The organism is Geomonas anaerohicana, assembly GCF_016458305.1.
In the GTDB taxonomy this organism is placed as follows: Bacteria; Desulfobacterota; Desulfuromonadia; order Geobacterales; family Geobacteraceae; genus Geomonas; species Geomonas anaerohicana.
In genome coordinates this window covers 180,296-200,242 of record NZ_JAEMHL010000001.1, presented here as the reverse complement: position 1 = coordinate 200,242, position 19,947 = coordinate 180,296, and the positions used below count along the sequence as shown (strand labels likewise).

Annotated in this window: 15 protein-coding genes; 12 read left to right on the top strand and 3 right to left on the bottom strand. The window is 65.7% G+C overall.

All coding sequences use genetic code 11. From position 1 onward, the window contains the following. The first annotated feature begins 119 nt into the window (after window positions 1–119). Together ligD and JFN91_RS00880 are read left to right on the top strand one after the other, a co-directional pair. Window positions 120–2,849, top strand: a complete 2,730-nt coding sequence (ligD, locus tag JFN91_RS00885) for a DNA ligase D (protein ID WP_199387340.1) — start codon at window positions 120–122, stop codon at window positions 2,847–2,849. Window positions 2,850–3,082: 233 nt separating this feature from the next. Then, window positions 3,083–3,259: a DUF1328 family protein gene (locus tag JFN91_RS00880; protein WP_183344353.1), complete on the top strand. Its 177-nt coding sequence runs from the start codon at window positions 3,083–3,085 to the stop codon at window positions 3,257–3,259. A 67-nt stretch (window positions 3,260–3,326) separates the two neighbouring features. On the opposite strand, the gene JFN91_RS00875 is transcribed toward JFN91_RS00880, so the two are convergent. Both JFN91_RS00875 and JFN91_RS00870 read right to left on the bottom strand, forming a co-directional pair. After that, complete coding sequence (locus JFN91_RS00875; RefSeq protein ID WP_199387339.1) at window positions 3,327–4,196, bottom strand: ADP-polyphosphate phosphotransferase; 870 nt, start codon at window positions 4,194–4,196, stop codon at window positions 3,327–3,329. Window positions 4,197–4,525: 329 nt separating this feature from the next. Further along, on the bottom strand, window positions 4,526–6,316 hold the full coding sequence (locus tag JFN91_RS00870; protein WP_199387338.1) for a thiamine pyrophosphate-requiring protein: 1,791 nt from the start codon (window positions 6,314–6,316) through the stop codon (window positions 4,526–4,528). A gap of 191 nt (window positions 6,317–6,507) precedes the next feature. On the opposite strand from JFN91_RS00870, the gene JFN91_RS00865 reads away from it, so the two are divergent. The 10 genes from JFN91_RS00865 to JFN91_RS00820 all read left to right on the top strand — a co-directional run bounded on the left by JFN91_RS00865 (window position 6,508) and on the right by JFN91_RS00820 (window position 17,081). Beyond that, window positions 6,508–9,408: a molybdopterin-dependent oxidoreductase gene (locus tag JFN91_RS00865; RefSeq protein ID WP_199387337.1), complete on the top strand. Its 2,901-nt coding sequence runs from the start codon at window positions 6,508–6,510 to the stop codon at window positions 9,406–9,408. 64 nt (window positions 9,409–9,472) lie between these two features. Then, the gene (locus tag JFN91_RS00860; protein ID WP_328745265.1) at window positions 9,473–11,344 is read left to right on the top strand and encodes a quinol:electron acceptor oxidoreductase subunit ActD; all 1,872 of its coding nucleotides are present in this window, start codon (window positions 9,473–9,475) and stop codon (window positions 11,342–11,344) included. Then, on the top strand, window positions 11,331–12,386 hold the full coding sequence (locus JFN91_RS00855) for a hypothetical protein (protein ID WP_199387335.1): 1,056 nt from the start codon (window positions 11,331–11,333) through the stop codon (window positions 12,384–12,386). Before JFN91_RS00860 ends, JFN91_RS00855 begins: the two co-directional genes overlap by 14 nt. Further along, complete coding sequence (locus tag JFN91_RS00850) at window positions 12,383–12,961, top strand: cytochrome c3 family protein (RefSeq protein ID WP_236014861.1); 579 nt, start codon at window positions 12,383–12,385, stop codon at window positions 12,959–12,961. The genes JFN91_RS00855 and JFN91_RS00850 overlap by 4 nt, the downstream gene beginning before the upstream one ends. Window positions 12,962–13,117: 156 nt before the next feature. After that, a complete protein-coding gene (locus tag JFN91_RS00845; RefSeq protein WP_199387334.1) occupies window positions 13,118–14,503 on the top strand; it encodes a cbb3-type cytochrome c oxidase subunit I in 1,386 nt (461 codons plus the stop codon). Further along, window positions 14,500–15,489, top strand: coding sequence for a cbb3-type cytochrome c oxidase subunit II (locus JFN91_RS00840; protein ID WP_199387333.1), 990 nt, complete (start codon window positions 14,500–14,502; stop codon window positions 15,487–15,489). Before JFN91_RS00845 ends, JFN91_RS00840 begins: the two co-directional genes overlap by 4 nt. A gap of 140 nt (window positions 15,490–15,629) precedes the next feature. After that, window positions 15,630–15,977 carry a cbb3-type cytochrome oxidase assembly protein CcoS gene (ccoS, locus tag JFN91_RS00835; RefSeq protein ID WP_199387332.1) on the top strand — a complete coding sequence of 116 codons (348 nt, stop codon included), beginning with the start codon at window positions 15,630–15,632 and terminating at the stop codon, window positions 15,975–15,977. Window positions 15,978–15,986: 9 nt separating this feature from the next. Next, window positions 15,987–16,268, top strand: a complete 282-nt coding sequence (locus tag JFN91_RS00830; RefSeq protein ID WP_236014859.1) for a hypothetical protein — start codon at window positions 15,987–15,989, stop codon at window positions 16,266–16,268. A 7-nt stretch (window positions 16,269–16,275) separates the two neighbouring features. Continuing rightward, a complete protein-coding gene (locus JFN91_RS00825; RefSeq protein ID WP_199387331.1) occupies window positions 16,276–16,566 on the top strand; it encodes a hypothetical protein in 291 nt (96 codons plus the stop codon). Further along, complete coding sequence (locus tag JFN91_RS00820) at window positions 16,563–17,081, top strand: c-type cytochrome (RefSeq protein WP_199387330.1); 519 nt, start codon at window positions 16,563–16,565, stop codon at window positions 17,079–17,081. The genes JFN91_RS00825 and JFN91_RS00820 overlap by 4 nt, the downstream gene beginning before the upstream one ends. Before the next feature lie 99 nt (window positions 17,082–17,180). On the opposite strand, the gene JFN91_RS00815 is transcribed toward JFN91_RS00820, so the two are convergent. Beyond that, window positions 17,181–19,919, bottom strand: a complete 2,739-nt coding sequence (locus JFN91_RS00815) for an MASE3 domain-containing protein (protein WP_199387329.1) — start codon at window positions 19,917–19,919, stop codon at window positions 17,181–17,183. Between the last annotated feature and the right edge of the window lie 28 nt (window positions 19,920–19,947).

The following is a 19,947-nucleotide window of genomic DNA, read 5'->3' as shown; positions in this document are numbered from 1 at the left end:
CGGGCTTTTAATGGGCCAAAATTGGCAACGCCTAATAATCTAGCCGCCCGACTTCTTTTGTCAATCTCCCGGTTCATGCTGCTGTGATAGACTCATGTGCAGCCAAAGGAGGTTTTCTCATGGGACTGGAGCAGTATCACCGCAAGCGGGATCTGAGCAAAACGCCTGAACCGCCGGGGAAAGGGGGCCGTTCCGAGCGGGCTCTGCGCTTCGTGGTCCACAAGCATGCCGCCTCCCACCTGCACTACGATTTTCGTCTGGAGATCGATGGCGTGCTGAAAAGTTGGGCGATCCCCAAGGGGCCGTCGCTCGATCCGTCCGTTAAGCGTCTGGCCATGATGGTGGAGGACCACCCGTACGAGTACGGTGATTTCGAGGGGGTGATTCCGAAAGGGAACTACGGTGCCGGCGAGGTGATCATCTGGGATACCGGCACCTTTCACGCCGCCGCGAGCGAAGAACCGGATCAGAGTCTCAAGCTTTTGCGCGAGGGGTTGCAGAAGGGGGACCTGAAGTTCGTCCTGCACGGCGAGAAGCTGAACGGCGAGTACGCCCTGGTGCGCATCAAGGGCGACAAGGGGAACTCGTGGCTCTTGATTAAGAAAAAGGACCAGTATGCCGGCAGCGAAGACGTGACCCTGCAGGAGCGTTCCGTGGTGAGCAACGCCACCATCGAGGACGTCCGCGCCGGGAGGATGCCGCAGCGCATGCCGGTGCAGGCGCAGCGTGCTGAAGAAGGTGCGGCCGCTACACCGGCTTCCCCCCACCCGGCCTCCCCCCTCCGGGGGGAGGGGCAAGCCGCCAGCACCGCCCCAACTCCGCCCGCAGAAATTTCCACCCCAACCACCTCAACCACCCCCACCAACTTCACCAACTCTCCCGGGTCCACAGGGTCCACCGCGTCCACCGGGTCCACTGGGTCCACGGTGTCAGCCGGCCCCCCCATGCTGGCCACCTCCGCCGCCGAGCCCTTTGACGACCCGGACTGGCTCTTCGAAATCAAGCTGGACGGCTACCGCACCATCGCCGAGGTCTCCGGCCACAACGTCGCCCTCTACTCGCGCAACAACCTCTCTTTCAACAAGAAGTTCCACACCGTGGTGGCGGCTCTCGCCTCCCTCGGCATACAAGCCGTCCTGGACGGCGAGGTGGTGGTGCTGGACGAAACCGGCCGCTCCTACTTCCAACTACTGCAGAACTACCAGCGCACCGGCCGCGGCAACATCGCCTACTTCGTCTTCGACCTCCTCTACTTGAACGGCGAAGACCTGCGCAACCAGCCGCTCCTCGCCCGCAAGGAAAGGCTGCGCGCCCTGCTGCCCGACCTGCCCGACATCCGCTACAGCGACCACATCATGGAATCCGGCAAGGAGTTCTTCGAGCTGGCGCGCCAGAACAACCTGGAGGGGATCCTGGCCAAACGCGCCGCGAGCCTGTATCAGTCCGGAAAAAGAAGCAAGGAGTGGCTGAAGATCAAGGTGCGCTTCCAGCAGGAGGCAGTCATCTGCGGCTTCACCCAGCCGCGCCGCAGCCGGAAAGGGCTGGGCGCGCTGGTGCTCGGCGTGTACGAGGACGACCGGCTGGTCTGCATCGGTTTCGCCGGCGGAGGCTTCGACGACGCCGGTCTCAAGGAGATGTACGAACTGCTGCAGCCGCTGGTGCAGGACAGCTCTCCCTTCCAGCAGCCGGTCAAGTCGGACATGCCGATTACGTGGGTGAAGCCGGAACTGGTTTGCGAGGTGGAGTTTTCCGAGTGGACCGACGAGAACGTGATGCGCCAGCCCATCTACCTGGGACTGAGGGAGGACAAGGATCCCAGGAGCGTGGTGCGCGAACTGGTCGGGTCCACGCCACCCCCGGTTCCGGAGCGGGCTGCGCCCCCGTCGCCCCCTTCCGTCCCGAAGCGCTCATCCGGCAAGAAAGGGACTAGCGGCAAGAAAGGACAGGAAGAGCTGCTGATCCTGGACGGCCACCGGCTGGAGCTTTCCAACCTGGACAAGGTGTTTTGGCCGGACCAGGGGTACACCAAGGGAGACGTCATCAACTACTACCGCACCATGGCCCACGCCATGCTTCCCCACCTGGTCGACCGCCCGGAGTCCCTGTACCGCACCCCCAACGGCATCACCGAGCCCGGCTTTTTCCAAAAAGAGGCCGGGGAACTGCCGCCGTCATGGATCACCACCCGGGAGATCTACTCCAAGCACGTGGACAAGAACATCAAGTTCTTCGTCTGCCAGGACGAGGCGACGCTGGTGTACATGGCCAACCTCGGCTGCATCGAGATCAACCCCTGGCTGTCACGCCTGCAGAACCTCGACTACCCTGACTACTTCGTGATCGACCTCGACCCGGAGGACATCCCGTTCGCCAAGGTGATCGAGACCGCGCTGGCGGTCCGGGAGGTGCTGGAGCGGGCCGGCGCGGTCAGCTTCCCCAAGACCTCCGGCGCAACCGGCATCCATATCTACGTGCCGCTGGGCGCCAAGTACGACTACGACGCCGCAGGCGAGTTCGCCCGGGTCATCGCCACGTTGGTGCACCACAAGGTCCCCGAGTTCACCAGCATCCTGCGCAGCCCGAAGCTGCGCCAGAAAAAGGTCTACCTCGACTTCCTGCAGAACAAGCCGGGTCAGACCCTGGCCGCCCCCTACAGCATCCGCCCCAGGCCAGGGGCAACCGTCTCGGCCCCGCTCAAGTGGGAGGAGGTGCAACGGGGTCTCGACCCAAGCCAGTTCACCATCGCCACCATGCCGCGGCGGCTGGAACACCTGGGGGACCTGTTCGCGGGGGTGCTGGGGCCGGGAATCGACCTGGAGCAGTGCATCGAAAACCTGGAGCGGCGGTAGGCGGAACCATGGAGAACCCGATTAGGCAGGATCTTCCACCGGTTCCCTCTCCCTCTGGGAGAGGGTGCCCGAAGGGCAGGTGAGGGTGGTGTTCACGGAGGGGAGCCGGCACCCTGGTGCGCCAGCGGCAAACGGCCCGATAAAATTAAAAAAATACAAGATATAAAACTGGGCGCCTCCCATGATACACTTTGTTTAAGGAAGTTAATGAGGGTAAGGGGAGGTGAACGATCATGTTACGTTGGGCCATCATCTTCTTCATTATCGCCGTAATAGCCGCAGTGTTCGGATTCGGTGGTATTGCAACAGCGGCAGCCGGTATCGCCAAACTGCTCTTCTACCTGTTCCTGGTGGTTGCAGTGGTTATGCTGGTGGCAGGCCTTCTGGCAGGACGGAGCATCACACGATAGCTACTTTGGCAGGACTTTCAATCAAGGCGGCGCAAGCCGCCTTTTGTTTAGCCGAAACCACCACTTCTTATTTCACCAACTCGTCTCTTATGGCCAGCAGTTCCCGGCGCTTCTCCTCGGACGTTTCCGGGTAGCTCATCTTCAGTTCTTCCAGCAGGTTCACGACCACCTGGGCCACGACGAGCCTCGCGTTCTTCTTGTCGTCCGCGGGGACCACGTACCACGGCGCCTCCTTGCTGCTGGTGGCGATAAGGCATTCCTCGTAGGCCTTCATGTACTGCTTCCAGAGTTTGCGCTCCTCGATGTCGTCCTGGTTGAACTTCCAGTTCTTCTCCGGGTTGTCGATCCGCTCCAGGAAGCGTTTGCGCTGTTCCTCCTTGGAGACGTGCAGGAAGAACTTGATGATACGGGTGCCGTTCCGGGTCAGGTGCGCTTCCAGGTCGTTCATGGAACGGAAGCGGTCGCGCCAGATGTTCTTGTGGTTGGCCAACTTGTCCGGGAGGTTCTCCGCCGCCAGGATCTCCGGGTGCACCCGGACGATGAGCACCTCTTCGTAGTAGGAGCGGTTGAAAATGCCGATGCGGCCGCGTTCCGGCAGGCGGCGCATGCTGCGCCAGAGAAAATCGTGGTCCAGTTCCTCCGGGCTTGGATGCTTGAACGAGTAGACCTCGCACCCCTGGGGGTTGATCCCGGAGAGCACGTGCTTGATCATGCTGTCCTTGCCCGCCGCGTCCATGGCCTGGAAGATGAGCAGGATCGACCAGCTGTTGTTGGCGTAGAGCAGCCCCTGCAGGGCGCTCAGCCGTTCGATCTGTTCGCACAGAAGCTCCTGGTACTCTTCCTTGGAGCGGTAAAATGGTGGGACCGAGGTAGGCCGTTTCTTCAGGTCCACCTCGTCCTTCGGCTTCACCCGGAACTGCTCGGTCGAGATCTTCATGTGCGCCTCCTTTGTCATGACACCTGTTGAGGCTAACGCAGATTGCCAGCTTTTCAATGAGAGTCTAAAGCCGCGCTCCTCATTGGCTCGCAGGGAGGGGAATGCCCGTAGTCCCCCCTCCCCTTGCGCCATTATTTCCCATACCTTGCGGCTTCACACACCCCCGCCCCCCTCAAGGGAGGGGGAGGTAACAATACAAAGGGACCGCCTTATGGGCGGTCCCTTTGATGGTGATTTTAGTGCAAAGGTTTCTGACTCCTGGAAAAACCGCTCTGCAATTCACGAAGCGCAGCACCTGACGACCTCACGTCCTCCCCCCTATTGCCCCCTTACTTCTCACTCCTGGTCAGCAGCGTCGACATCATCTGCTTGGCCGACTGGGTGATGATGCCGCCCAGGTTGGGGTCGCCCTTGAAGAGCGAGGACAGGAACCCCTTGGCCTGGTCGAAGGTGATGTGCGGCGGCAGCGGCGGCACGTCCGGATCGCATCGGGCATCGATCACCACCGGCCGGTTGGCGGAAAGCGCCGTCCTCCAGGCGGAGCGGATCTGCTCGGGGTCCTCCAGCCGGATCCCTTCCAGTCCCAGCATCTCGGCGTAGCCTGCGTACGGGAACTGCGGTATGTCCTGTGAGGCGCTGAACTTGGCATCGCCGTTCATGACGCGCTGCTCCCAGGTCACCTGGTTCAGGTCGCCGTTGTTCAGCACCAGCACCACCAGCTGCGGGTTGCTCCATTCCTGCCAGTACTTGGCGATGTTCACCAGTCCATTAATGCCCTGCATCTGCATGGCGCCGTCCCCCACCATGGCGATGACCGGCCGGTCCGGGTAGTTCATCTTCGCGGCGACGGCGTAGGGGACACCGGGACACATGGTGGCCAGCCCGCCGGAAAGGGACGCCATCATCCCTGTCCTCACCTTGAGGTCCCGCGCGTACCAGTTGGCGGAGGACCCGGAATCGCAGGTCAAGATGCAGTTGTCGGGAAGCTGGGCCGAGAGTTCCCAGAACAGGCGCTGAGGGTTGATCGGCTTGGCCTCGAGCTTGGCGCGGGCCTCCAGCACTTCCCACCATTCGCTGACGCCCTTTTCGATGGAGTCACGCCAGGTGCTGTCCTGTTTCTGCTCGAGCAGCGGGATCAGCGCCCGGAGGGTAAGCTTGGCGTCGCCTTGCAGGTTCACTTCCATGGGGTAGCGCAGCCCCAGCATCCTCGCGCTGATGTCGATCTGCACCCCGCGCGCCTGCCCCTCCTTGGGGAGGAACTCGGCATAAGGGAAGCCGCTGCCGATCATGAGCAGCGTGTCGCATTCCTTCATCAGCTCCCAGCTGGGCTTGGTGCCCAATAGCCCAATGGACCCGGTAACGTAGGGGAGCGCGTCGGGGAGCACCGCTTTGCCCAAAAGCGCCTTGGCCACCCCCGCGCCCAGCTTCTCGGCCGCGATGGCGACCTCCTCGCCCGCGCCCAGCGCGCCAGCGCCGACCAGCATGGCCACCTTCTTGCCCGCATTGAGGACGTCGGCGGCACGTCTCAGGTCGTCACGAGCCGGCACGATCTCCGGTCGGGTGAAGCCCAGCCCGGTGAAGGTGGAGCCGTGCTTGCGCACCGGCGACGGGACCGCGTCCATCTCCTGCACGTCGGTCGGGAAGATGACGCAGGTGACGGTGCGCTCGGCCAGGGCGATGCGGATGGCACGGTCGACCAGCTGCCTCACCTGCTCGGCGCTGGTGGCCATATGAACGTAATGGTGGGCCACGTCCTTGAACAGCGACAGAAGATCCACCTCCTGCTGGTAGTCCGCGCCCAGCGCCGTTGTGGTCTGCTGGCCCACGATGGCGACCACCGGTTGATGGTCGAGCTTCGCGTCGTAGAGCCCGTTCAACAGGTGGATGGCGCCCGGCCCGGAAGTCGCGATGCAGACCCCGACCTCGCCGGTGAACTTGGCGTGCGCGCAGGCCATGAAGGCGGCCTCCTCTTCGTGGCGGGTCTGGATGAAAGCCACCTTCTCCTTGTCCCGGTTCAAGGCGCCCATCACGCCGTTGATACCGTCGCCGGGGTAGCCGTAGACCTTGCGCACCCCCCATTCGTAAAGCCGCTGCACCAGGTAATCACTGGCTGTTGTCATGAGACCTCCCCGTTCATTAGATTTAATTTTTCTAATCCCCCTAACAGTCTAGGAACCCGACTTTCTTTGTCAACCGCCGGGCCTGCCTTTTGGGAGCCCGCTTGACAAGACCGGCGGCCTTGATACAACAGGTTAATCTTTTTTCATCTTCGCTCTCATTGAAGCGATGAGAATGTTCCGGGGGCGTGCCGATGTCCGAGATGTCCAGACGCACCTTCTTGTGGATCACGGGGGGCAGCAGCATCGCGCTGGCGACCGATCAGCCGCGCAAGCTGGTCAACCGTCTGATCCCCAAGGTGATCCCGCCGGAGCAGATCACCCCTGGCAACTGGACCTATTTCGCCACGACCTGCCGGGAATGCCCTGCCGGCTGCGGCATGCACATCGCCAACCGGGATGGCCGCGCCACCAAGGCGGAGGGGAACCCGGGGCACCCGGTGAACCGGGGCACGCTCTGCGCGCGCGGACAATCCGCGCTGCAGGGGCTCTACGACCCGGACCGGATCACCACGCCGCTCTACCGCAGCGGCAGGAAGCTGCGGCCCAAGAGTTGGCAGGAGGCGCTGGATTCCATCGCCACCCGGCTCGGCTCGGGAGGAAGGGTGGCGCTGCTGTCCACCCTGCAGACCGGAGCCCAGGCCGAGGTGCTACATTCCTTTGCCGCCGCCTTCGGTTCGGACCGGCTCCTCTTCTACGAACCCTTCGACTACGAAGCCCTCCGCGCCGCCCACCAGCAGCTCTTCGGACTCCCCATCATCCCCCGCTACGACCTGGAAGGGAGCGACTTCATCGTGAGCTTTGCCGCCGATTTCCTGGAAACGTGGGGATCGCCGGTGCGCCAGGCACGGCAGTTCTCCGACGGCCGTGCCTACCGTGACGGCGCCTCGCCGACCCGGATGGCCTACCTGGGGCCGCGTCTCTCCATGACTGCCAGCAATGCGGACCACTTCGTCCAGGTTTCCCCCCGCCAGCTCCCGGTGGTAGCCGCGGCCCTGCTCAGGGTGATCATGGACCGGGACTGGAACAGGAACGATCTCAGGTCAGTCCGGCCGGCGCTGGACGCCCTGTTCAACTCATCCCCCCTCCCCGCGCTGGACCAGGAGCTCCTGCTGACGGTGGCCCGCGGGTTCACGTCGGCGCGCCGCCCCGTGGCGCTCGCGGGTCCCCAGTACGGCGGCGGCCCGGCCGCCACCGACACCGCCCTCTGCATCGCCCTGCTCAACTACGCCGTCGGAGCGATCGGCACTACGGTCGATTTCTCCCGCCCCCATGCCCTCAGCAGCAGCGCCCGGGAGACGGAGCTGGAGCTGTTTCTTTCCTCCCTGGGCCCGCAGGACGTCCTCTTCGTACTCGGCGCCAACCCCGCCTACTCCAGGACAGCAGCGGCAGAGCGGCTGGAGCGGGCCGGGATGGTGGTGTACCTGGGATCGCAGTTGGACGAGACGGCGGAACTGGCGCGCTGGGTGCTCCCCACCGACACGCCGCTCGAGTCGTGGGGCGAATACCAGCCGGAACCGGGGGTGGACGGCCTGATGCAGCCGGTGATGGGGCGCCTCTACGATACCCGCAACGCCGGCGAGGTCCTCATCGCGCTGGCGCGGCAGGCCGGCAGGCCGCTTCGGACCGCGCGGGGCACGACGCCGGCCGACCTGCTGCAGTGGCTCAAGGAGAAGCGCGGTTTCGGCGGCGGGAGCGATCAGGCGGAGCGTGGCTGGCAGGCCGCGCTCAGGACGGGAGGGGCGTGGCAGGAAACCACACCGCCTCCGGGCACGGCGCCCGCCCCGCGCTTGGCCGGACTCTCCTTCCAGGCGCAGCGCACCTCGGGACCTGTACGGGTCGAGGACGTGGAGCTGTGGCCCTGGGCCTCGATCATGCTCTACGACGGGCACCTGGCCAACCGCGGCTGGCTGCAGGAGGCGCCCGACCCGGTAACCTTCATCGTCTGGGGCAACTGGATCGACCTGCATCCCAGGAAAGCAGCGGCGCTGGGCATCGAGGCAGGGGATCTGGTGCAACTCGCCACCGTCGCCGGATCGCTGCGGGCGCCGGTCCGCATCACCACGGAAATTGACGAACACAGCGCGGCCATCGGACTCGGTCAGGGGCACAGCGCCCTGGGCAAGAACGCGAGGGGGGTGGGCTCCAACGCCTTCCTCCTGCTCGACGCCGTGCAGCGGGCTGGTTTTTTCACCCCCTGCCGGGTCAGCCGCGTCGCCGCAGACGCCCCCCGCCCCATCAAGACCGCGCTGCGCCGGGAGCAGTTGCACCGCGACCTGCTCCAGTCGGTGCCGCTTTCGGTGCTGCGCGCGGCCAACCCGTCCAAGGAGGAGTTCGACCTCCCGCTCCCCGAGGGGTACCACGCCGACCGCGACCTGTACCCGAAGCACGAACACGTCAAGCACCGCTGGGCCATGGTGATCGACCTGCAGCGCTGCATCGGCTGCGGCGCCTGCACCGTCGCCTGCTACGCCGAGAACAACGTCCCGGTGATCGGCCCGGAGTTGGTGGCGGACGGCCGGGAGATGGCATGGCTGCGCGTCCCCCCCTACCGCATCCCCGGCAGTCCCTGGCGCTACGCCTGGCTGCCGCTGCACTGCCAGCATTGCGACGCCGCCCCGTGCGAGCCGGTCTGTCCCGTCTTCGCCGCAGTGCACAACGAGGAGGGGCTGAATGCCCAGATCTACAACCGCTGCATCGGCACCCGCTACTGCTCCAACAACTGCCCCTACAAGGTGCGTCGCTTCAACTGGATCAACCTGGAATGGAGAAAGCCGCTGGACCTGCAGTTGAACCCCGAGGTGACCGTGCGCCAGCGCGGCGTCATGGAGAAGTGCACCTTCTGCGTGCAGCGCATCCGGCAGGCCGAGTATCGCGCGGCGCGGGAGGGGCGCAAGCTGCGCGACGGCGAGGTGGTGACGGCCTGCGCCCAGACCTGCCCGGCCGGTGTCTTCACCTTCGGCGACCTGCTCGACCCCGGCGCCCAGGTCACCAGGATCACCCGCGGCGACCCGCGCCGCTACCACCTGCTGCACGAGCTGAACACCAAGCCTGCCGTGACGTTTCTACGCAGGGTAGAGAATGACCTGGTCTGAGTCGGACCCCGCAGGGGGACAGGCACCTGCGGAGCCAGTCCCCTTCCGGCAAAGGAGAGCACCTGTGCCGCCGAGCTACGGCCAAATCAACGACGACGTCCTGAACGCCATGGAGAAACCCGGCTTCGCGTTCTACCTTGCCGTGGTCTCCCTGGCGGGACTGGCGGGTCTCGGGGGGCTCTGCCTGATGTACCAGACCCAGGCGGGCATGGGGGTGACGGGACTGAACCGCCCCGTCGGCTGGGCGATCTACATCACCAACTTCGTCTTCTGGGTCGGTATCGCACACTCCGGGACCCTCATCTCCGCCATCCTGTACCTGCTGCGCGCCAAGTGGCGCGACGCGGTGTCGCGCTCGGCGGAGGCCATGACCATCTTCGCGGTGATGACCGCCGGCCTCTTCCCGCTCATCCACCTGGGCCGGCTCTGGGCCGCCTACTACATCGTTCCTTACCCGTCGCAGCGCGAGCTCTGGCCCAACTTCGTGAGCCCACTGGTCTGGGACGTCCTCGCCGTCTCCACCTACCTCACCGTGAGCCTCATCTTCTGGTACGTCGGCATGATCCCGGACCTGGCGGCAGCACGTGACCGCTACCGCGCACAACTGGGCCCGATACGCCTGAAAAGCCGCCTCTACCGCGCCCTGTCGCTCGGGTGGTCCGGCTCCGGGAGCCAGTGGCACCACTACGGCCGCTCCTACCTCTTCTTCGCCGCCTTGGCGACGCCGCTGGTGGTTTCGGTGCACTCGGTGGTCTCCTGGGACTTCGCCATGAGCCTTCTGCCGGGGTGGCACAGCGCCATCTTCCCCCCCTACTTCGTGGCCGGCGCCATCCATTCCGGGCTCGCCATGGTGCTCACCCTGCTGATCCCGATGCGCAGGCTGCTGCACCTGGAGCGCCTGGTCCAGATGCACCACTTCGAGATGCTGGCCAAAACCATCGTTCTTACCGCCACCATCGTCGGCTACGCCTACGCCGTGGAGGCCTTCATCGCCTGGTACTCCGGTGACCCGGTCGAGTGGCAGAACCACAAGTGGCTCATGTTCGGTCCGGTAGCGTGGATGTACTGGCTCTGCGTGATCTGCAACGTGCTGGTTCCCTGGCTTTTCGTGTTCCGGCGCCTGCGCACCCACTACCTGCCGCTCTTCGTCATCTCGCTCTTGGTCAACGTCGGCATGTGGTACGAGCGCCTGATGATCATCTACACCGCGCAGGCGCACGATTTCCTCCCCCACAACTTCGGGCGCTACCTCCCCACCTGGGTCGAGCTGACCATCACCGCCGGATCCTTCGGCTTCTTCTTCCTCTTCTTCGTCCTGTTCACGAGGGGCCTCCCCACCGTGCCGCTCAGCGAACTGAAGGGGCAGATCGCCGAGGAGGAACTCCCCCCGACCGAGCCCTGCCTGCACCGGGTCGCCCAGAGGCTGCCCCAGCACCGCCCCACCGTGCTCGCCGTCTTCTCCAGCGCCGGCAGCCTCGTCAGCGCCGCCAAGCTTTGCTGCGACAGCGGCTTCGAGGTGATGGAAACCTTCTCGCCGGTGAAGCTCGAGCAGTTGACCGAGGTCCTGAAGCTGAAGAAGAGCCCGGTGCGCTTGATCACCCTGGCGGGCGCCGTGGCCGGCCTGACCGGCGGGTTCTGGCTGGCCGGCGGCACCGCGCTGGTGAACAGCCTGATCGTGGGCGGCAAGCCGCCCCTGTCCTGGATCCCGTTCTGCGTGGTCAGCTTCGAGGGGACCATCCTCATCGGGAGCCTCGCCAACCTCTTCGGGCTCGCGCTGCTGGCCCGCCTGTTCCGCCTGGAGACGCTCCCCTTCTACGACCCGCGCTTTTCGCGCGACAAGTTCGGCCTGCTGGTGAGCTGCGGTCCCGACCAGGTCCGGCAGCTGCAGGAGCGGCTCTTGCCGGCCCGCCCGGAGGAATTCCATGTCCACCAGTGAGCACCCCCCGACCAAGCTCTGGCTGCCGCTCTGGCTTATCCTCGCCGTCGCCGGGATCGCGGTCTGGGTCGTGCTCCTGAACGGGCCCGAGGAGCGCAGGGCGTGGCGCTCGCTGTTGGTGAACTTCCTGTTCTTCACCTCGCTGGCGGGGGGCATCGCGGTCTGGCCGCCGTTGGTGGCGGCCTGCAACGGCCGCTGGCACCTGGGCGCGGAACGGATCGCCACGGCAGGCATCTCCTTTGCGCTCCCCTCGCTGGCCGCCCTGGTGCTGCTGTGGGTCGGTAACGCTCTCTGGGCGCCCTGGCAGGGGATCCACTACCACCAGGGGATCTGGCTGCATCCCGACTTCGTGATGGGGCGGGACCTGGCAGCGCTGATCGTTTTCTGGGGCATGGCGCTGTACCACCTGAAGAAGCGCCGGGACGGGGACGGCAAGGCGAGCGGCACGGTCCTGGTGCTGGTGTACTGCCTGGTGTTCTCCCTGCTCGGCTTCGACCTGGTCATGGCGCTCGACCCGTACTGGCATAGTAACCTCGCCGGCGGCTACTTCTTCATGTCCGGGCTCTACATCGGCATCACCTGCTGGGCCCTGCTCGCCGCCCGCCGCCCGGACGTGGAACCGGACCTGCTCCACGACCTGGGCAAGCTGATGGTGGCCTTCAGCCTGATGACCACCTATCTCATGTACGCGCACCTGTTGCCGTTTTGGTACGAGAACCTGCCGCGCGAGGTCCGCTTCATCGTCCCGCGCCTGCACGGCGCGCAGTGGCAACCGGTGAGCATCCTCCTGCTGGCCCTGGTCTACTTCGGGCCGCTGGTGCTGCTGCTCCCCATCCGCGCCAAGAAGAACCGCCGCATCCTGTGCATCATTTCCCTCCTGGTGCTGTCCGGGCTGTGGCTGGAGCGCTGGTGGCTGGTGGCGCCCACCTTCGACCCGGCGCCCCGGCTCGGGCTGCATGAACTTTCCCTGGCCGCCGGCTTCGCCGGGGTGCTGGGGCTCGGCATGACCTGGATGCGTCGGGTGGACCGGGGGCGGCCATGACGCCGGCAGCCGGACCGGATAGGGCGCCCAGGAAAGCGCCGGAAGAGGGGGGGCCTCCGCGCGGGATGCCGCTGTGGGGCAACGCCGTCGCCGCCGGGGTCATCCTGTGCGCCGCCCTGGCCGCGCTCATCTACCTGGACCGGCTCTACCCGGTGGGGCTCGGCCCGCGCCAGCCCATCCCGTTCAGCCACCGGGTGCACGCCGGCCTCAAGCACGTCAGCTGCTTCATGTGCCACGACAGTGCCACGCGCTCCTCGCGGGCCGGCATTCCGCCACTGCAGACCTGCCTGCTCTGCCACTCGCGCATCATCCGCACCTATCCGTACATCGCCCGGCTGCGGGAACTGGTGGCCCAGAACCAGCCGGTCGTCTGGCAGCGGGTGAACTGGCTGCCGGAGTTCGTCTATTTCGACCACTCCATGCACCTGCGGCGCGGCATCGACTGCAGCCATTGCCACGGCGACATCCGCCAGATGGACCGGGTGGCGGGCGCGGTCAAGTTCGAGATGGGCTTTTGCATCCGGTGCCACAAGGCCAACCGCGTCACCCACGACTGTTTCGTCTGCCATAGGTAAACCTGCGCCGTTACCTCCTCCCCCCGGAGGGGGGAGGTCGGGAGGGGGGTGCCGCAGCATGGCCGATGCCTTTCCCCCTCCCCAGCCCTCCCCCTCCGGGGGAGGGAGTGAAAAATCCCCTCCCATCCGGGGGCACAAACGATCGAGGAAACGTCAATGACCAAGTCTTTCCACAAACCCCAGAGTGCGGCGCTTGCCTTCATGGTCGCGGGCGCGGTCTGGTTCGTGGTGGGCGCCGTCTACGGCATGTTCTCCGCCATCCACCTGGTGGCGCCGGAGTTCCTGCCCCACGTGGCCCCCCTGGTGTTCGGACGGGAGCGCCCGGTGCACGTGAACACCATGCTCTACGGCTTCACCGGCACCATGCTGGTCGGCGTCGGCCTCTACTACCTCCCGGCCCTGCTCAAGACCAGGCTCTGGTCGGAGCCGCTGGCCTGGATCGCCTTCGCCTTCTGGAACCTCACCGTCCTGAGCGGCCCCCTGGGCTTCGCCTTCGGCTACACCCAGGGACGCGAGTACAACGAGTACGTCTGGCTCGCCGACGTCTCGCTGGTGATCGCCGTCGCCTGCCTCATCGTCAACACGGCGCTCACCATCGTGAACCGCCGCGAGCCGCAGCTCTACGTCTCCATCTGGTACTTCATGGCCACCTTCCTCTGGACCGCCAGCAACTATCCCCTGGGGAACGTGATGTGGCACCCCGCGACCGGGGCCATGCCGGGGCTGATCGACTCCCTGTTCCTCTGGTTCTGGGGGCACAACCTCCCCGGGCTCCTGATCACGCCGCTGGCCACCGGCGCCGCCTACTTCGTCATCCCCCGCGTCACCCGCACCCCGCTCAACTCGCACACCCTGTCGCTTCTGGGCTTCTGGTTCCTGATCGCGCTCTACAGCCACATCGGCGGGCACCACGTGCTGCAGTCCCCCATCCCCAACTGGCTCAAGACGGTGTCCGTGGTCGACTCCGTCTCCATGGTCCTCCCGGTCTCCATCGTGGTGATCAACCTCTGGCTCACCGCGCGCGGCTTCGGGGGGAGGGTCTGGAACGACCCGCCGGCACGGCTCGTCATGGGGGGGGTCGTCTGGTACATCATCACCTGCATCCAGGGCCCGCTGCAGTCGCTCCCCTTCCTGCAGCGGGTGACCCATTTCAACAACTGGACCATCGGGCACGCCCACATCGCCATGCTCGGCTTCGGCGGCTACATCGCGCTGGGGGCCATGTGGCACGTGCTGCCGCTGGTGAGCCGGCGCCCGGTCTATTCCAACAAGCTGATCAACCTGCAGTTCGGCCTGATCACCTTCGGCCTGACCGGGTTCTTCGTCGTGCTGACCATGGCGGGGCTGGTGCAGGGAAGCGCCTGGCATAACGGCGAGACTGTGCTACGGGTGCTGCCGCAGCTTTCTCCCTTCATGGTGATGCGGGCCGCGCTGGGAATCTTCATCCTCACCGGCTCCCTGGTCGGCCTGGCCAACCTGTACCTCACCCTGCGTCCGGCGCGGGCAGAAGAGCCCCTGCTGCGCGGCGAGGAGGCGGCATGAAGATGACACCGGCCTTTCTCATCGTCGGCGCGCTGCTGGTCTTCTGGGCCTCCACCTTTATCATCGTCGGACTTCCCTCCATGACCATGAAGGACACCCCCAGCGATATCTGGCGGCCGCTTTCCCCCCTTGAGCGGGAAGGGCACCGGCTCTACGTGAAAAACGGCTGCAGTTACTGCCATTCGCTCTTCATCCGGGTCAGTGACTGGGACGTCGGGGCGGAGCGCATTGCCCGGGCGGGCGACTACGCCGGCATCGAACCTGCCATCCTGGGGAGCGAGCGCACCGGCCCGGACCTGTCCCAGGAAGGGGGGGAACACAGCGACGACTGGAACATGGCCCACTTCACCAACCCGCGCTACACCACGCCCGTCTCGGTGATGCCGGCCTGGGACTTCCTGACCAGGCACGAGATCACGGCACTGGCCGCCTACGTGCAGTCGCTCGGGGGGAAGGATGCCGACGTGCGGCAAAAACGCCAACGCGAGTGGAAGCGCCAGGCGCAGGCCGCCTACGCGGGGGGGGTGGACCGCAACATCGAGTGGCTGCACGCCCAGGTCCCCGAGGTCTGGCGCCGGATGCCCAACCCCTACCCGGCCACGCAGGCGGCGCTGCAGCGCGGCAAGAGGATCTACCAGCAGCTCTGCATCAATTGCCACAGCCCGATCGGCGACGGCAACGGCCCGGCGCAGCCCTTCCTGGGGCCGCCCCCGCTCAACTTCACCATCCTCAGGCGCCACCTGGTGGAGAACCGGTACATCGGCGGCATCTTCTACTACCAGATCATGAACGGCATCACCGGCACCGCCATGCCCTACTTCAAGAAGCACCTGGAGAGCGAGAAGATCTGGGACCTGGCCAACTACCTGGCGGTGTCGTTTCTGGGCTATACCGACGCCAACACGGAGCCGCGCGGCATCGACGCCTCCTACGAGGGGAACTGGCAGAACCCGTACCCGCCGCCGGCGGTGAACCAGGCGCCGTAACTCCCTCCCCCGGAGGGGGAGGGTTGGGGAGGGGGAAAGGTGTTGACGACAGCCCCCCTCCCGGCCTCCCCCCTCCGGGGGGAGGTGCACACGGCGAAGCCGGACAGAGAGAAAACGCAAAGAGAAGACGGAGAGAGATTATGACCAGCGCGTTGGATACACCGGCTTTCTTGATCATCTGGATCTGCTTTCCGCTGTTGATGTGCGGGATGCTGATCGTCTTCTTCCTGTGGGGGGTACGGGCGGGACAGTTCGCGGACCAGGAACGGGCACGCTACCTGGCGCTGGATAGCGGCATTCCGGAGGACCAGGCGCCGGCAACCGGAGCAAAGACGCTAAAGCCCCCCTCCCGACCTCCCCCCTCCGGGGGGAGGAGCCAGGCGGGATACGGCGATAGCGAAGCTGGGGACTTCAGGTTCATCGTCCCCTCCCCCGGAGGGGGAGGGCAAGGGAGGGGGAAGCTGAACATGCCGAGGGATCGTGGTTAGGGGGCAGCCATGCTGATGCTCTACCTGTACGTGCTGCAAAACCAGTGGCTGGTGATCGCGCTCTTGGCGGGCGCGGCGCTGGTGCTGCTCGCGGCGCTCACCTACCAGGCTCTCTGGCTGCCGCGCGGCGTCGAGAAACAGAGCGAAACGATCAAGGTGCGCGGCCCACTGAACTTCCTGCGCTGGCTGCGCAGCTTCATGCCCTGGGTGATCATCATCCTCTTCGGGGTCTGCATCGCGTTCACCTTGTTCGAGGTCACGCACAACCACGCCATCCCCCCCAACTGGTGAGGCGACCATGGAACAAAAGCCCGACTACGACGAGCACCAGGAACTGCGCTCCCCCTGGGAGTGGGTCATCCTGATCGCCTTCAGCGGCTCCATCATGGGGTTCGGCTGGCTGGTGTACCTCCTGGTCCAGGACGCGCCCCGGCGCTGGGACTTCGGACAGCTTCCGGACGCGCCGGCGGAGTCGATCTATTCCAGCGAGGAGCCGCGCGGGAAGGTACAGCGGCAGATCCGGCCGCTGCCGGAGGCAGTGCCGCTGCCACCGATGACGCAAAGCGGAAAAGGGGGGGGAGACAGATGAGGAAGCTTACGCTCTTCATGGTGCTGGCGCCCCCTCTCTTGGGGACGGTGCTCTTCGGGTACATCCTGGTCCGGGGGCCGCGCATGACCGTGCAGCACCACGTGCGGGAGTTCCAGATGGTGCTCCCGGCGCCGGCAGCGGGCGCGGTGAGCGTCACCCCCTCGCCGGACCGTGCTCCCGGCGAGGCCGATGCCGCCGGACTGGCCAACCCGGTCCCGGCGACCCCGGCTGCCGTGGCGCAGGGCGCGGTCTACTACGGCTACTACTGCACGTTCTGCCACGGGGTGTCGGGAGCGGGAGACGGCCCCGTCGGCAACAGCTATGTCCCCCGCCCCGCCGACCTGCGCCTCCCGAAAGTTGCCGCCTACCGCGACGGGGAACTGCTGCGCGCCATGCTGACCGGGGCCGGCCATGAACCGGTGCTGGAACGCGTGGTCCCGGCCGCCCACCGCTGGCCGCTGGTCCATTACCTGCGCTCCCTCAACTCCCCCGGCTCGCTCAATGCCCCCCGCTGACCCCGCCCCGGCACCCCGCGCCCCTCATTGCCGGGGCTAGCTCGGCTAAATCCCCCCTGCCCCCCCTTTAACAAGGGGGGAACGTTTGGCCCGCTGATATCACCGGGGTTGCGCGCCGAGCACCGACTGAACCAGCCGCGCCAGCTCTTCCATCTGGAACGGCTTCTTCAGGAAGGCCCCCCCCTCCCAGTTCCCGTCCGCTTCCGCCAGGATGTCATCGGTGAACCCGGACATGTAGATGCACTTCATCTCCGGGCGCTGGAGCCGCATCCGCTGCATCATCTCCGGTCCCCGCATGCCGGGCATCACCACGTCGGTGAGCACCAGGTCGATGACCACCTCCGGGTTCGCCGCCACCTCCAGCGCCTCCCGCGGGTCGGCCGTGGCGAGGCAGCGGTACCCGATTGACTCCAGGATGCTCGCCGTCAACTCACGCACCATGTCCTCGTCCTCGACCAGCAACACCGTTCCCGCTCCCCGTTCCGGCGTCGCAGGGCGCTGCGGCTCCTGGTCCTCATCCCCCCCGACGCACCTCGGCAGCCAGATGCTGAACACGCTCCCCGAACCGGGCGCCGTCTCCAGGCCGATGAAGCCTCCGTTTTGCCTGACGATGCCGTACACGGTAGCCAGGCCGAGCCCGGTCCCTTTCCCCTGCTCCTTGGTGGTGTAGAAGGGCTCGAAGACGTGGGCGCGGGTCTCGCTATCCATCCCCACCCCCGTATCGCGACAGGTGATCCGTACGTACGCCCCCGGCGCCGCCTCCGGGTACAGGGGAGGGGGCGCCGCGAACTGCTCATTGGCGGTCTCGATGGTGATGGTCCCCCCCTGGGGCATGGCGTCGCGCGCGTTCACCACCAGGTTCATGACGATCTGGTCCAGCTGCACGGGGTCGATACAGATGTTCCAGAGCTGCTCCCCGGGCGCCAGTACGATGGAGACGTCTTCGCCGATCAGCCGCCCCAGCGACTTCTTCAGCTCCACCAGCATGGCGTTGACCTGAACGATCCGTGGCGTGACGACCTGCTGGCGCGAGAAGGCGAGCAGCTGCCTGGTGATGTCCCGCGACTGCTCGGCGGCCTTGACGATCAGGCGCAGGTGCTCCAGCAGCGAGGCCTCCCGGGTCTGCCGCGCAGCCAGCTCGGCGCACCCCATGATCACCGTGAGCTTGTTGTTGAAATCGTGCGCCACTCCGCCCGCCAGCCGCCCGACCGACTCCAGCTTCTGGGCCTGGCGCAACTGCTCCTCGATGACGCGCCGCTCGGTGATGTCGCGCACCGTGCCGATGACCCCGATAATTTCGCCGGAGCTGCTTTTCAACGGGGCCGAGGCGTCCGAGAGCCACAGCGCTCTCCCGCTCACGTGCCTACCGCAGAATTCGACCATGGTGGGTGCGCCGCCGGCCACAAGCAGCTCCAGGCGGCGCACCTGGTCGGTATCCGCGAGCCACGGGAAGACCTCCGCAGGGCGCCTGCCCAGGACCTCGCTCGCAGGCGTCCCGCTGATCTCCTCCATGTACGGGTTCCAGACCAGGTAGCGCAGCTCGCGGTCGTAGACGATGATCCCCTCGCGGGCGCTGTTGACGATCTCCTCGTTGAACTGCAGCGTTTCCGAGAGCCGCTCCTCGGCCAGCTTTCTCTCCGTGATGTCCTCGTAGATGCCGAGCACCCCCCGCACCGCGCCGTCCTCGTCGGTAAGCGGCATCTTGCTGGTATCGATCCAGATCACGCTGCCGTCGACCTGGGTCAGGTTCTCGATGATGTGCATCTTGGCCTGGTTCTTCGACATGACCTCACGGTCGTCGGCCCGGTACCCCTCGGACTCTTCGCGGCTCCAGGGGAGGTCGTAGTCGCACTTGCCCACGATCTCGGCAGGATCGGCGAGCCCCGCGCTCCTGGCGAACTCCCGGTTGCAGCCGAGATAGACGCTGCGGCAATCCTTCCAGAAGATGCAGTGGGGAATCGAGTCCATGATGGCAACCAGCAGGTCGTTGGTGTGGCGCAACTCGCCCAGGGCCTGGTGCAGCTGCCGGTAGGGGCGCTTGATGGCGGCGGCAAAGATGCCGCGGTAGATCAGCATGAAGGCGAACAGCTTGTACAGGTGCCCCAGCACGTTGTAGCTGTCGAAGACGCTTTTGTAGACGGTGAAGGTGAGCTCGCTCACGATGCAGAGGATGAAGGCGCTCAGGTAGTACAGGTAGATGCGGTCCCGCGAGGCGGTGAGCCGCTTCAGGTAGGCGATGGCGGCCAGCACCAACAGGGCGATGATGACCAGCTCGGACCCCTTCTTGAACGGCGTGAGCCCCACCCCCGCCACGAAGGTATCCGGCACCAGGTCGGGGCGAAAGACAATGACCCAGAAGGAAATCGCGGTGATGCACAGCACCCCGGCCAGGAGCGGCAGCCTTCCCAGCCACCGGCATCTGCACCTTTCGTCGACAAAAGCGCTGGCCAGGAAGGAGGCGGCAGAGAAGAGGCGCACGGCGATCCAGAACTGGGTCGACTTGTTGGGGGTATTGGGGGTGATCAGGGGGGGCATCCCGGTGTAGGCCAGGGTGTGCATGAAGTCCATGAGACCGATGCCCAAAAAGGCGACGGCGAGGAAGAGGGTGTGCCGGTCGCGGCTCTGGTTGTAGGAGAACCACCCCACCCCGAAGATGGAGAGGGAGACCATGACGCTGAATATTTCCACGGTGTTGTGGAAGGTGAGGTAGGCGGGGACGTCCAGCACCACGTACAGCGTGGAGCCGAACAGCTCCAGGAGCAGGAACGGGATCCCCGCCGCTATGGCCAGCACCGGCAGCGCCAACTGCCAACTCGAACGCACCTCACCGTGGGGCATCTTCGCATCCCTCCGCGTGCTTCGCTTG

Excerpts from the sequence above, each read along its gene's own strand:
- ligD (WP_199387340.1), top strand. The coding sequence starts at position 120 with ATGGGACTGGAGCAGTATCACCGCAAGCGGGATCTGAGCAAAACGCCT.
- JFN91_RS00880 (WP_183344353.1), top strand. The coding sequence starts at position 3,083 with ATGTTACGTTGGGCCATCATCTTCTTCATTATCGCCGTAATAGCCGCA.
- JFN91_RS00875 (WP_199387339.1), bottom strand. The coding sequence starts at position 4,196 with ATGAAGATCTCGACCGAGCAGTTCCGGGTGAAGCCGAAGGACGAGGTG.
- JFN91_RS00870 (WP_199387338.1), bottom strand. The coding sequence starts at position 6,316 with ATGACAACAGCCAGTGATTACCTGGTGCAGCGGCTTTACGAATGGGGG.
- JFN91_RS00865 (WP_199387337.1), top strand. The coding sequence starts at position 6,508 with ATGTCCGAGATGTCCAGACGCACCTTCTTGTGGATCACGGGGGGCAGC.
- JFN91_RS00855 (WP_199387335.1), top strand. The coding sequence starts at position 11,331 with ATGTCCACCAGTGAGCACCCCCCGACCAAGCTCTGGCTGCCGCTCTGG.
- JFN91_RS00850 (WP_236014861.1), top strand. The coding sequence starts at position 12,383 with ATGACGCCGGCAGCCGGACCGGATAGGGCGCCCAGGAAAGCGCCGGAA.
- JFN91_RS00845 (WP_199387334.1), top strand. The coding sequence starts at position 13,118 with ATGACCAAGTCTTTCCACAAACCCCAGAGTGCGGCGCTTGCCTTCATG.
- JFN91_RS00840 (WP_199387333.1), top strand. The coding sequence starts at position 14,500 with ATGAAGATGACACCGGCCTTTCTCATCGTCGGCGCGCTGCTGGTCTTC.
- ccoS (WP_199387332.1), top strand. The coding sequence starts at position 15,630 with ATGACCAGCGCGTTGGATACACCGGCTTTCTTGATCATCTGGATCTGC.
- JFN91_RS00830 (WP_236014859.1), top strand. The coding sequence starts at position 15,987 with ATGCTGATGCTCTACCTGTACGTGCTGCAAAACCAGTGGCTGGTGATC.
- JFN91_RS00825 (WP_199387331.1), top strand. The coding sequence starts at position 16,276 with ATGGAACAAAAGCCCGACTACGACGAGCACCAGGAACTGCGCTCCCCC.
- JFN91_RS00820 (WP_199387330.1), top strand. The coding sequence starts at position 16,563 with ATGAGGAAGCTTACGCTCTTCATGGTGCTGGCGCCCCCTCTCTTGGGG.
- JFN91_RS00815 (WP_199387329.1), bottom strand. The coding sequence starts at position 19,919 with ATGCCCCACGGTGAGGTGCGTTCGAGTTGGCAGTTGGCGCTGCCGGTG.